Here is a 12,593-nt window from a genome sequence, read left to right as displayed (position 1 = left end):
ATGCGATTTTTTATTATCGATGACGATCCGGCCGTGCGTTCCATGCTGGAGCATATTATCGAGGATGAGGATTTGGGAACTATCGTAGGTGAGGCCGCAGATGGGGCACACATTGACAGCGATCTGCTTGCCCTCAAGCAAGTGGATATCGTTCTTATCGATTTATTGATGCCTGATCGTGACGGCATAGAAACCGTTCGTGAGATTTCCGGTAACTTCGAAGGCAAAATCATCATGATTTCTCAAGTAGAGTCGAAGGAAATGATTGGGTTAGCTTATTCCTGCGGAATTGAGTATTACATCACGAAACCGATCAACCGATTGGAATTGATCGCTGTTATTCGTAAGGTTTCCGAGCTGCTTAGGCTGCACCAATCCATACGAAACATTCAGAAATCACTAAGTGCCATCGGCATTAACGGCGTTCTTACGGAGAAAGATTCGTCTTCCAGTGCAAAAACGATAGTAACAAGCGGGAATTATGTCTTATCCGACCTTGGATTAATCGGCGAGTCCGGCTGCAAGGACTTATTGGAGATGCTTGATTATTTGTATCGTACGGATATGAAACAACCGCTGGAGCTTAACTTTCCGCCGCTTCATGAAATTTTTCAAAAAGTCGCCGAAAAAAAATTAGCCCCTTCAGCCTCCGACAGCGATTTGAGAAAAGAAGTCAAGGCAGCCGAGCAGCGGGTACGGCGGACTGTGAACCAAGCGCTAACAAACCTAGCCTCCCTTGGATTGCTTGATTATTCGAATCCGAAGTTTGAGGAATACTCGAATAAATTTTTTGACCTAAGCGATGTCCGCAAAAGAATGAGGGAACTGGAGAATAAGGAAGATGAGTCTCAGAGTATCATCCGACAAAACACAAAAAAGTTTATTCAGGTGCTTTATTTGGAAGCTAAAAAATTGATTAGCCAGCTGTGAGAAAGCTCCGTATAACTTGATCCGGAATATTCAATCCGGGAGTAAACGATGCGATCGCAAAAAAAAATGGCGGAGCAAGAATAACCTTGCACCACCATTTTCTACTTTTCTAACCTAAAAGAGCCGCACTATACTCGGTAGTTGTCGCTTCTCCAGCTCCTGATCGACTTCTTAATCGCGTCAGGTGACAACTGCTCCGCGGCAGCCTTCTTACAAAGTGTAGGAAACTCCTCATCGGAAGCAAAACGCAAAGCGGCAATTTGCCCTATCGTGAGCTTGTTATCCAGCAACTTCTGAGTCAACACATAGTGCCTGAGATTCTCTTCTGCCCGTATCGCGCGATCCTGCGCTTTTAACGGATAGGACCGTACAAGGAGAAATACAACGATTAAAATAATAGAAATGAGCAGAAAAATAGCAGCGGGCAGCACGTCTGCCCCGGATTGCACTGACCTAACGAGCTGGATTAGTGATAAAATCACTAAACCCAGCGCCAGTACACTGTAAACAAAGTGAAACAGCGGATGCATTCTATGATGATTCGCATAGTTTTGATGACCGTTACTCATAATTTCTCCACGATTTCATCGATCTCACTTTTTAATAACAGATAGCGATGAACACTTCTCATAATTGGCACCTTGGTTAACTTGTTTTTGTCCACATACAGTTTCATCTGATCTTTAGAAAGACCTAACGATTCTCCCGCTTCCATAACGGTTAGTACTTCTTCATTACTTGTAGCGTTGAACGTTGACTTCACTTTCTGATTCCAGTCTTCAAAAGTATTCATTTCCTCGCACCCTTCTAATTCCGTTACCTTGATTATACCACAGAAATTAAAAGAGGCATCATCCAATTAGCGGATACTACTTCACGTCCTCATCATTTAAAAGCTCCAGCAACGCTTGTGGTAAGGCAAATTGCTGATTGTTAATGATAATTCGATTCAACTTATCGTCCATGGTTTCCGATTGTTCTTCTTTAATGACTTCAATTTCGGCATGCAAGCGTTCCATTTGCAGATCCAAAGCTGACGCAGCTGCAGCCGCTTGCTTTAATTCATCCAGAAGCCGCGCTGGTACAGCTTGATTGCCTTGATTGAACTTATAATAGATTTTATGCTCCAAACTGGCCCAAAAGTCCATCGCAATCGTTCGAATCTGAACTTCGATGCACACACTTTCTAATCGATCCGACAAATGCACAGGCACTTCGATGATCAAATGAAGACTTTGGTAGCCATTAGGCTTCGGATTCTTGATATAATCCTTCTCATCCAGCACTTTAAGGTCGCTTTGACTCTTCAGCATCTGGCTTATGACATATATATCAGAGACAAACGAACACGTAATCCTCATACCTGCGATGTCTTTAATACTCTCCTTAATCCCTGAGAACGAAACATCTCCTCCTTTTCTGTTGAGCTTGTGAAAGATACTTTCCGGAGACTTCAAGCGGGATTTGGTATGTTCAATAGGATTATATTCATGCAGCATTTCGAATTCCTGTACGAGAATTTCAATTCTGGTCTCTATCTCATCCAGTGCGAACTTATACGTCATCATAAATCGTGTCAGTTCGTTCTTGAATCGTTTTAAATCATTGATCGAAAGTTGATTCATCATGAGTTGTTTCCATCCTTTGGTCGTGGTTATTTTACCAGTCCTTGCTAGTGTAATTCACATGTATCACTCGGTGCAAATTTGGTGTTCTTATTGACACCTGCCGTGGCGGCTTGGTATAGTACTCCTATCAAATGAATACTTACGACGGAAGCACCCGTAAGATATGGCCGATGGCCTTTCTTGCAGGTGCTTTTTTTGTTGTATTCCCATCCCATTTTCAAATTTGAAGGAGGTTGTCTATTGAAAAATTTCACTGCTTTGCTAACCGCTTTAGCCCTCGCCTCAGCTGTTCCAGCAGAATTGGCTTCAGCCGCTTCGATCGAAATCACTGCCACGATTCAATCCTCTCTCGATAAAACGATTGCCGGTGCGACTCAAACACAAGCTAATAAAATCAATTCACTTTACACCGAATTCCTCACCCTTCAGAAACAAGAACAGGATTGGGACAGCAAGATCAATACACTGCATAACAGAAATAAGGACACTTCGGCAGAGCTGAGCAAACAGGCCAAAGAAATTGATTCCGCCAAATTGGCGAAATTGGAAGAGGAGATCACACGAACGAGAGCTCGGCATCAACCATTATTATCTCAATATGCCGCGCTAAATAAGCAAATCGAAGCCGCCCGATTACTGAACAGTAAAAGCTTAAGCGCCCTGCTAAGAATCCAAGCGGCTGCAATGAAAATCCCCGTACAAATAGCTCGCATCGATATCAGCGCCAAGGTAAAAGCTTCCCAAGCCGCTAAAGACAAAGCATCCAAGGCAACGAAAAAAATTCGCAGCAGCCTGAATGACATAGACCCCATTAACGTACAGATCAAAGCTAAGCAAGGTGCTATCAAAACGATCCAAAACAGCCTCTCCCCGATATGGACCGCTTTTAAACAAGGAGCCAAAAAAGAAGATACGAATGCTGTTCAAAGCTCACTCACCTCCATGATTTCTCTGTCCCGTCAAATGAATGCAGAAAAAGAAAGCATCTTTAAGCTTGAAACGAAGATAAGTGAGGCACTCACCGCGATTAAGGCTCAAATCCCGTAGGTTGGATTTGTTGATATTTTGCACATACGACTATTCCAATGTAATTTGTATAATTGTATAATTGTTATAACAACTGAATAAGATAGTAAGGAGTTGATTATACATGAGCAAGGTGATGGACATGGAACGTAAGGTTTCGAAATTCGGCAATAGCCTCGGCATAACGATGACGGATGCTCTAAAGCAAATTGGTCTTGAAGTTGGTGATACCGTGAAAATTGATGTGCGAGAAAACGATGGAGAAATCGTCATCAAGAAAGTAAACAAAGTTGCTCTTCCCACTGGGATTAGTCCCGACTTTCTTGACACCCTCTCTCAAGTCATGGAAGAGTACGACGAAACATTGAAGGGTTTAAAAGATAGATAATGAACTCGATTCGCTATTTGACTACACAAGAAGCCATAGCAATTAATGTTGCTGTCATTCAAAAATATAGTCCTGGCGAACATATAGGTGTAAAAGATAGCCATTTGTTGGAGTCTGCATTATTGCGCCCGCAATCATCAGCATTTGGTGATGATGCTTATCCAAACATCTATCAAAAAGCAGCAGCTTTGTTCGAATCCTTGGGACAAAATCACCCCTTTCAAAATGCGAATAAACGTACAGCCTTTACTGCACTAGTCATCTTTCTCCGTTACAACGGTTATCGTTTCTCGATGGACAACAAGGCTGCGGAAGATTTGACAGTAGACATGGTTAACCACAGATATTCTTTCGATGACGTAGCTGAAATAATTAGGAAACATTCAGTGCCCATTGAATAATACGAAAGACACCCAAAAGGGTGTCTTTTGTATTTATTCTGTGTAAGCATACTGTTGAAAAGGCGGGCGCTACAAAGGAATACGAACCTTGAACATACTACCCTTACCAACCGTGCTTTCAACTTCAATAGTACCCCGGCCTGCGTCCACGATGTTCTTGGCGATCGCAAGCCCAAGACCATGGCCACCAGTTTGGCGCGTTCGCGACTTATCCTGTCGGTAAAAACGGTCGAAGATGCGAGGAAGCGCTTCGGCTGCAATGCCGATCCCATCATCCTTCACTTCGATGATAAAACTGCGAGTGCCTTTTTCCTTGCCCTCAGCAAGCGCTACATGTACGGTTCCCTTGCCCGGCGTATATTTAATCGCATTATCGATTAGCAGGATGAGCAGCTGCGTCACTTTCTCGGCGTCCCAATTCACCGTCAGCTCATGAGGAGCATGCAGCTCAATGTCGATGTCCTTGGCTTGCGCTAATGGCTGAAGCTTACTTATCGCTCTAGCGGCTGCTTCACTTAGATTAAATATGGATCGATCCAGCTCGAATTCGCCAGAATCAGAGCGGGCTAGGTGCAGCAATTCGCCGGCCAGTTTCGTTATGGAGTTAACCTCCTCCTTCATGCCGTTAAGCACGTTCTTCGAGAAGGGGTCGCTATCGATGCTTTCTTCAAGCTGAAGCGCTTCGATCGATGTTAGCATGACACTCAGCGGTGTACGCAGCTCATGGGAAGCATCGGCTACGAACTCACGTTGTTTCGCATACGCCTTGGCTATCGGTATAATCGCTTTGCGTGCCATCAGATGGCTGAACCATAAGGCTAGAACAAAGAAAAGCAGCGCCAACCCAATCAGCAGAATGAGCAGCAGGCGGAATAAATCGTTTTGGAACGTAACTTCCTTCCCTACGTATAAGGTTCCGATCCACGCCCCATTCCATAGCAGTTGACGGTCGGAAACTAGAAACTTGGCATTCTCGCCCAGTTTCGGGTGTCCTAAGTCGTCTGTAGGCGGCTTATCGAATGTTTGCAAGGTAACTTTCTCTATCCCTTTCCCCTTGAAATGTCCATCCGCGATGGCCTCCATCACCTGATTACGCAGTTCCGGCTGAATCTCATCCCCTAACTGTATGTTCCCATTCTCAGCAATCAAGTAGTAGAACGATTGGTCCGTGCTGATCGAGAAAGCATCCTCAACAGAGCGCGGGGGGCGTCTATTCGGATCGCTGTCTTGGTCGGCCCACTTTTGCAAGGTGCGAATTTCACTATCAGCAAGCTCATTCAGACCCGTTCGCTGATCGTTCCAGATGAATAGATAGAGTAGAACATAAACAATGATGACGAACAAACTCAGAAAAGCAATAAGTACACCGCTGTATTGCAGCGTCAACTTATTGCGGGTTCGATCGAATAAATCGCCTTCGGATAGCCGCTTTTTTAAAGAGCCCCAGTTAATCTCCAATTTTATAACCTACGCCTCTCACGCTCTGAATGAGCTCCCGTGAGTAGGAGGGCTCGAGCTTCTTTCGAATTAATTTCACAGTAGCGTCGATCGTCTTTAGATTTACTTCCGCATCAAGACCCCATACTTTGTCCAAGATGACCTCGCGGGTCAGTGTACGTCCTTTGTTCTGCAGCAGCAGGTCTAGAATTTGAAATTCCCGCGGGGATAATTGGATTTCTTGTTCGCCTTGAATGACGACTTGACTCATCCGCTGCAGCTCTAGATCACGAATACGGATGACTTCCTCCTGAATGGGAACGAAGTTTCTGCGCATTAATGCTCGCAAACGTGCCAGCAGTTCGTCCATCTCGAACGGCTTGACCAAATAATCGTCGGCTCCCGCATCGAGACCTTCCACGCGATCCTGTAAAGCATCCTTCGCAGTCAGCATCAGAATCGCACCGAGATAGCCCCTTTTACGAAGTTTGGCACAGGTTTCGAGGCCATCCCCATCCGGCATCATCCAATCGAGCACGACAACATCGTAGCTGGAAGCTGTCGCATAGTCGAACGCATTGCTGCCCGTTTTCACCCAATCTACGGTGTATCCAGACTTTTTTCTCAACATATGCGCGGTCAGTTCACCCAGACGACTATCATCTTCCGCCAATAGAATCTTCATTTTCTTCCCCATTTCCCGATTTTACCATCTTCATAAAAGTATAACCGAAAGCTTTCGTGCTTTCACCATACTTTCACCAAGTCCAAGTAACATAGGTTTCAAGAAACACACAATCTAATAAAAAGAAGGGAAGAATGAGGATGAACATGAACATGAAAATGATCACCACCAGTACGCTAGTGGCTGTAATTGTAGTAAGTGGAGGTATCGCATTTAGCAGTAATAACACGGTGATAGCAGCAAATAATAAAGCGGTTAAGGATGCACCTCCAAGAGAAGCAGGCAACAAAGGGGGACTAAATTGTAAGCCCGATCCCGTTCTAGCTCCCCCAACAAGCCCAACTCCATCTGCGAGCACAACGAATGGCAGCAATCCCGGTCAAGCAGCTAATTCCGTCGTGATATCGGGTGGTTTTAACACAGATCCACAAGACCATGGTAGACCTGTCGTACTTATTGCCGCGGCCCTTGGGGTACCCACTGAGGTTTTTAGAGAAGCATTTCGCGGCGTAACGCCTGCAGGACTGGATAGTGGCCCAAGCTCCGAACAAGCTCAGCAAAACAAAGCGGCTCTCCTTAAAGTTCTGGCCCCCTATGGGATCACGAATGAACGCTTAGATGAGGTGTCCAACTATTACCGTTATAACGGAAGAAAAAGTGATACATGGCAAAAGACGCAAGCTACTGCAACAGCAATAGTTACGAATGGCATTGTGACTGGTGTAACCATTACGAATCCAGGGGCAGGCTATTCTTCCAATCCAACGATCACCGTAACAGGACCAAACGGTACATTCACTGCGACAGCTACGTTAGCCTATACGAAAGACTTTAAAACAAATGGAAGCATTTCTGCTATCACTATCAAATAACTGCTCATAATCTTCCCCCGTTTTAACACCCATATAAATCGAAAAAAGCACCCTCCCAGGTGCTTTTTGTGCTTATACTAGCAAAGTACTGTTTAACGCTTCCTAAACTACCTTACAAGACTTCTGATTTGAAATACGGAGGTGCTTTTAACCACCCTTTTCTCATTAATACATCTTTTAACGTTATCGCGTATGTAAACTTCTTCATCTGAAATTTAGCGAACATTGCCGCAACATCTGGCCGTACTGCCTCTGTCATGCCCCGGCAAGCATAATTTATACCCAGTACAATATTGAAACTCAAAAGACTAGCCACTTCCTCATCAGACAGTTTGGAGCCCTCCGGAATATTTTGAAAATCGCCTATCGGTTTATTCGGCGACGCCTCGGGTATCGGGACACCTTCTACTTTTAAAAACTCAGTTAACTCTGTAAATATGGGACCATGAACATCGTTAATGACTTCTTTCAGCTTCTCCTTAAGTTCAAGATCCTCTACAATATTAAAAGACACCTGTTCGCCGCGCATGGTTTGTTCCGTTGCGGTCAAATAAAACCACAGATTCATGACTTCTCCGACGTTTAAAGGCGCCTTTTCACCATCCAGAAAAGGCTTAATCGCATCATTAAGTACTTCCATGATATTCATGCTGGCAGCTCCTTTTTGCTAATTAGAGTACCCATCTGCCTGATTTTTATTTCATGCTTTAATTAAGTATTTCTCGTATGAAGTAAGGGAATCGAGTGCCCTTGTCCGAATTACTCCCATGGATACTCCGTCACCAAATAGTCGGCGAACTTCTTGCTTTCCTCTCGGCGGTGTTTCCTCATTTCCGTTCTATGTTCAGCCGTTTCATGCAGCTTTTTTTCTTCTTCAGTCTCAGGTATGATGCGAGGTACAAGTATCGTCTTATTCTGCTCATCCAAAGCAACAAAAGTAAGAAAAGATGTCGCGGCGATCTTCCTCTCACCACTTCTTAAATCTTCTCTGATCACTTTCACAAAAACCTCTATCGAACTCTTGCCCGTCCATGTAACGAAAGACTCTAAGGATACAGAATCCGTTGGCCGAATAGGGTGTAGGAAATCAACAGAATCCGTAGAAGCTGTCACCGCTGTCACACGACATAATTTGGTAGCAGATATTGAGGCAATATCGTCGATATAAGACATTAGCTTGCCTCCAAACAATGTATTATGGTTATTGACATCCGTTGGAAAAACTCTAGAAATTTTAAAACACCGCGTTTCTCTTACATATTTCTTTTCCAACATATTCACACAACTTTCTTACAAAATATAGTCACTTTGGACATTTTCCCCCGATCATGATTCCGCTATGCTTAATTAAAAAACACTACCCAATTCATATGAATGGATAGTGTCTTATTGATTTAGTATGGAGGTATGCTCCCTCCGCTTTCACTTAAGTATTAACAGATTTTCCACCTACAGAGGGAAGTCTGCTATCTCTTTTCTTTAAAGTCCCTATCACAATACCAACCGTGGTAAGAAGAAAGGCCACAACGTGAATCCAACCAATTTTTTCATCCAAAAAAATAATCCCCCCAACCATACTGGCAAAAGGCAGCCCGTTTAGAAACATGGCAGTTTTGTTGGCACCTAGAAATTTTATACCATGATTCCACCCTAGTGTACCCAGTGAAGACGCTCCCCAAGCGGACATCAACATAACGGCCCAAGCCATGGCTGGCAAATGAATCTGAGCATACGACGAAGGCCCAAAGAAAGTCACCGTACCCAGATTTAACATGACTCCCCCAATTAACGTGGAATAGGTAGTGACAACTAAAGTTGGCATGGAGGTTGTCGACAACTTCTTGATGAACAATGCACCAACAACATAAGCCAACATGGATAGAAGCATGATGACATCTCCCCATCCGGATAAACCAACCGAACTATCTGCCGATTTGGAGGTTACGACCAAAACGACCCCTGAGAATCCAAACAGAATACCGAGGCCTAATCTCATACTGAATTTTTCCCCAATGAAAATGGATGCAAGCAGAGCGGTAGTTAGCGGATTTAATCCTAGGATCAGCGATGCATTTGTAGCTGTAGTCGTTACAACCCCATAAGCTAAAAATAACTGATGAAAGAAGATCGATGTTAGCCCAATTAGAAAAAGAAGCCCCCACTGCTTTGCATTGGGTTTATAGAATCCATATTTTTTAAGTACAAACGGAAGCAAAACAATTCCAGCGAGCGGTATCCTAATTGCGGCTACTAGCATGGGCGAGATAAACTGTGTAAGGTATTTTACCATTACAATATTTAACCCCCATGAGATGACCACCAAAGCTAGGATGAAATAAATGGTTTTCTCTGACTTTACCAAGTTGATGCACGCCTGCCTCTCTATCGATTATTGATTAATACTATCTTATTACACCACAAAAAGACACCTAAGACGGTGTCTTCTAGTAACTATCATCTTACTACACTCTTTGCTTCTTTTTTGATTTACATATCCGTGCATAGACGAGCTAAATGGTACATATTTATGAAAGAGAATTCCCTGGAAGGATGCGAAGTACTACATATGGAACATCTTTTACCACTACAAATAGAATTTATTCTGCAGTTTGGCATCGTCTTTTTTTGGACAATTGCTTATATATGGATCATTTATAAAGGATTCCGGGATCGAACCTGCGGAATGCCAATAGTCGCCCTATGTGCCAATATTACTTGGGAATTTCTGTTTTCCCTCGTCATGCCTTTCCACCCACTCCAGCAAATCGTAACTCTACTATGGTTTTTATTAGACTGCATCATCTTGTTTCAATTTCTCTATTATTCAAAAAACCTATCACCAAAATGGCCTATAAAACCTATAGTCCTCTCCTTACTTGTCATTGCACTGCTGCTTCACTACGGAATGGCTATCGAATTTCAAGATCCCAAAGGCATTTATTCCGCATTTGGAATCAATCTAATGATGTCCATACTATTTATAAACATGCTGCTCAAACAAGATTTACACGGCCAATCCATCTACATCGCCTATTCTAAAATGGTCGGTACTCTGTGTGCATCGATTTGGTGCTATTCCCTAAACCCGCATTCCATCTTATTAAATATAATGTACATTCTGATATTTATTCTAGACGTCGTTTACATCCTGTTAGTTTATAGCAAGTCAGTTAAGATCATTCATAGATCCACTATAACTCACCGTTCCTTCTATTAAGGGGCTATAATCTTCATTGATTTCTCGTTGTTTTCAAATTGATCGGCAGCATTACGAGCCCTAATGAGAAAATAATAAGTTTTCCCGGATGTTAATCCTTCCACCTTATCCTCGTAGGGATAGCGTTTGGTCCGATCTCCTCGTCCAGCATAGTCCGAAGGTATGCCCAAATGCAGTGGGATGGCCTGTACCCCTTGATTCTTCATGTCCTGTTTAAAGTCAAAATCTTGACCTTCTTTCACATAAAGCGTGTACGAAATGGGACGAGCCTGAGAATGTGCCACATCCCACTCTACAAAGACATTTGTTCCTCGGATATCTATATTTTGAATCCCTATTCTCGGTTCAGTGTAAGGTTTACCGAACGGAGGTGTCATCGTATTTCCCCACATTGGCGGTTTAGCCGCAGCATCCCGATGATCAATAACATAAGTATCTATAGCTGCAACCTGAGCATTGGATATATAGTGAACCATTCCTAAGTCATTAGCTTCCTGAACGTCAGCAAGTAACATTTTTGATGCTTCATTCTGCTCCCCATCTAGTGCTTTCTTCATTAAATCACCGTTCGGGCCTTCCGCATAACCCAGGCTGAGAACACGAAATCCGTCAGCACGATCCGATTCGGCTAAGAGCTTTTGGACATAATTATACTTATTATCATTGAAAGTAGCTTCGTTAAACCACTGAGCCGGGCTGCTATCCAGCCGATAACTTTCATATAAAACAAAATCCACTAATCCTCGCAATATGAACGCATAGGCTGTCAAATCAGGGTTATAGAAAAAAAGCCCACGGTTCGCGAGCAGAAACCGATTCGGATACGCTTCTCGAATGTTCGCAATTAATTGCTTCATCCCAGGCTCAACCCACTCAAATTGACCTTGATTAGAACTGGATGCATCGGTAAAAGAGTTTGGAGCCGCCGTATCCAAAGTGTCCAAAAACAACCCGTCACAACCATAACCTTGACTGGAATCACGGGTCAAAAGTTCTTTGATTCCCGATACCTTATCCGTTTGAAGCTTCATGTCGAGCAACGCTTTAAACCATTCCGGGTGCCCGGGATTTACAAAAGCAGCTTTGAAATTCGTATTAAAGTCTGGCGTTCCCGCCTTCCCGATCGTACCGAAAGTCACGAAATTATCATTCAGATAAAAGGGAGCAAATCCTCCATTTATCGCTTTCCCCTTCAAATCAATATCCTTTGGAACGTCGCTGCCTTTGGGAAAAGGGGCTCCTGCTCGCGGATCCGTAGATGGACCAGATCCATCTAGTACGAATCTCGCATCCTTTTTCATGTCATCTGGGCTCATTCCCGCTGTCCGAAGATCTTCTCCTATTGAAACATAAGCTAAGACGATTACATCATCCGAAGCATCATGCGGATCCTTTCCCGCTCGAATCTTGGCTATTTGCTTAGGTGAAATGCCGCTGCGCGTATCTAAAATAACCAATTGATACTTCTGCCTTGCTTGATCAATTAACGCTTCAGTCCATTTGCCATAATAAATCAAATAATTCTGAACATGATTACGCATGGTCTCCCGCGATTCAAAACGCAATCGATTAAGATCAGAACTCGTTGTATGCCCATCTTTATCGGTGGTTGTTAATCGGAGGTCCACCCATTGGTCTGCCTTAATCGCATCTTTTTCCTTAGCCCATGAAACAGTGAACTCACTTTCTCCTTCTTTACTTTCAAAAGAAGAATTCCCATCTAATGTGGCCTTACGATACTCAGTTGAACCTTCCGGTTTAACAAGTAAATCGACAACATAACTTGCTTTCTTATTAGATGTATAAGTAAAAGTTACAGGAATCTGTGAGGCCTCCACATGGGTTGGAGTCCATAGGTCCAATTTTGTCTCCGTTGGCTTCTCGTTTGGTACGCCATTGGACTGCGTTTGTTCGCAACCACTAAGTGCAATTACACAACAAACTAATAAAAAATATAAAATCGTTAATGACTTTATTCTCATATCTACAACTCCATTATTCTCTCTGAT

Annotated in this window: 15 protein-coding genes; 6 read left to right on the top strand and 9 right to left on the bottom strand. The window is 43.3% G+C overall.

The genetic code is table 11. The features are described 5' to 3' along the window. Nucleotides 1-930, top strand: coding sequence for a DNA-binding domain-containing protein (locus tag AC58U0_RS18650; RefSeq protein ID WP_497380460.1), 930 nt, complete (start codon nt 1-3; stop codon nt 928-930). A gap of 128 nt (nt 931-1,058) precedes the next feature. Here AC58U0_RS18650 and AC58U0_RS18645 read toward each other — a convergent pair whose 3' ends face one another. From AC58U0_RS18645 to AC58U0_RS18635, 3 genes are all read right to left on the bottom strand, one after another. Further along, nucleotides 1,059-1,499, bottom strand: coding sequence for a DUF6526 family protein (locus tag AC58U0_RS18645; RefSeq protein WP_497380459.1), 441 nt, complete (start codon nt 1,497-1,499; stop codon nt 1,059-1,061). Then, a complete protein-coding gene (locus AC58U0_RS18640) occupies nt 1,496-1,723 on the bottom strand; it encodes a hypothetical protein (protein ID WP_060646304.1) in 228 nt (75 codons plus the stop codon). Before AC58U0_RS18640 ends, AC58U0_RS18645 begins: the two co-directional genes overlap by 4 nt. 76 nt (nt 1,724-1,799) lie before the next feature. Next, nucleotides 1,800-2,555: a GTP pyrophosphokinase gene (locus AC58U0_RS18635; protein ID WP_497380643.1), complete on the bottom strand. Its 756-nt coding sequence runs from the start codon at nt 2,553-2,555 to the stop codon at nt 1,800-1,802. A gap of 243 nt (nt 2,556-2,798) precedes the next feature. Between AC58U0_RS18635 and AC58U0_RS18630 the strand changes: the two genes are divergently transcribed. From AC58U0_RS18630 to AC58U0_RS18620, 3 genes are all read left to right on the top strand, one after another. After that, nucleotides 2,799-3,605: a hypothetical protein gene (locus tag AC58U0_RS18630; protein ID WP_497380457.1), complete on the top strand. Its 807-nt coding sequence runs from the start codon at nt 2,799-2,801 to the stop codon at nt 3,603-3,605. A 103-nt stretch (nt 3,606-3,708) separates the two neighbouring features. Continuing rightward, complete coding sequence (locus tag AC58U0_RS18625; RefSeq protein ID WP_307436084.1) at nt 3,709-3,972, top strand: AbrB/MazE/SpoVT family DNA-binding domain-containing protein; 264 nt, start codon at nt 3,709-3,711, stop codon at nt 3,970-3,972. Beyond that, a complete protein-coding gene (locus AC58U0_RS18620) occupies nt 3,972-4,373 on the top strand; it encodes a type II toxin-antitoxin system death-on-curing family toxin (RefSeq protein WP_497380456.1) in 402 nt (133 codons plus the stop codon). The genes AC58U0_RS18625 and AC58U0_RS18620 overlap by 1 nt, the downstream gene beginning before the upstream one ends. A gap of 69 nt (nt 4,374-4,442) precedes the next feature. Here AC58U0_RS18620 and AC58U0_RS18615 read toward each other — a convergent pair whose 3' ends face one another. Next, nucleotides 4,443-5,831 (bottom strand): sensor histidine kinase, encoded by a 1,389-nt coding sequence (locus AC58U0_RS18615; protein WP_497380455.1) that lies wholly within the window; start codon nt 5,829-5,831, stop codon nt 4,443-4,445. Further along, nucleotides 5,821-6,495, bottom strand: coding sequence for a response regulator transcription factor (locus AC58U0_RS18610; RefSeq protein ID WP_497380454.1), 675 nt, complete (start codon nt 6,493-6,495; stop codon nt 5,821-5,823). The genes AC58U0_RS18615 and AC58U0_RS18610 overlap by 11 nt, the downstream gene beginning before the upstream one ends. A gap of 152 nt (nt 6,496-6,647) precedes the next feature. Between AC58U0_RS18610 and AC58U0_RS18605 the strand changes: the two genes are divergently transcribed. Then, nucleotides 6,648-7,367, top strand: a complete 720-nt coding sequence (locus tag AC58U0_RS18605) for a hypothetical protein (protein ID WP_497380453.1) — start codon at nt 6,648-6,650, stop codon at nt 7,365-7,367. A gap of 112 nt (nt 7,368-7,479) precedes the next feature. On the opposite strand, the gene AC58U0_RS18600 is transcribed toward AC58U0_RS18605, so the two are convergent. The 3 genes from AC58U0_RS18600 to AC58U0_RS18590 form a co-directional block, all read right to left on the bottom strand. After that, nucleotides 7,480-8,016: a DUF3231 family protein gene (locus AC58U0_RS18600; RefSeq protein ID WP_497380452.1), complete on the bottom strand. Its 537-nt coding sequence runs from the start codon at nt 8,014-8,016 to the stop codon at nt 7,480-7,482. Between the two features lie 110 nt (nt 8,017-8,126). Next, nucleotides 8,127-8,639, bottom strand: coding sequence for an acyl-CoA thioesterase (locus AC58U0_RS18595; RefSeq protein ID WP_497380642.1), 513 nt, complete (start codon nt 8,637-8,639; stop codon nt 8,127-8,129). Between the two features lie 154 nt (nt 8,640-8,793). Further along, nucleotides 8,794-9,729, bottom strand: a complete 936-nt coding sequence (locus AC58U0_RS18590) for a DMT family transporter (protein WP_497380451.1) — start codon at nt 9,727-9,729, stop codon at nt 8,794-8,796. A gap of 165 nt (nt 9,730-9,894) precedes the next feature. Between AC58U0_RS18590 and AC58U0_RS18585 the strand changes: the two genes are divergently transcribed. Then, a complete protein-coding gene (locus AC58U0_RS18585; RefSeq protein WP_497380450.1) occupies nt 9,895-10,584 on the top strand; it encodes a transmembrane-type terpene cyclase in 690 nt (229 codons plus the stop codon). On the opposite strand, the gene AC58U0_RS18580 is transcribed toward AC58U0_RS18585, so the two are convergent. Beyond that, a complete protein-coding gene (locus AC58U0_RS18580) occupies nt 10,581-12,566 on the bottom strand; it encodes a hypothetical protein (protein WP_497380449.1) in 1,986 nt (661 codons plus the stop codon). The genes AC58U0_RS18585 and AC58U0_RS18580 overlap by 4 nt on opposite strands. Nucleotides 12,567-12,593 lie beyond the last annotated feature (27 nt).

The sequence above is a fragment of the Paenibacillus sp. J31P190 genome (assembly GCF_059692075.1).
Note: the sequence above shows the minus strand (reverse complement) of the source record. Positions and strands in the feature narration are given on the sequence as shown.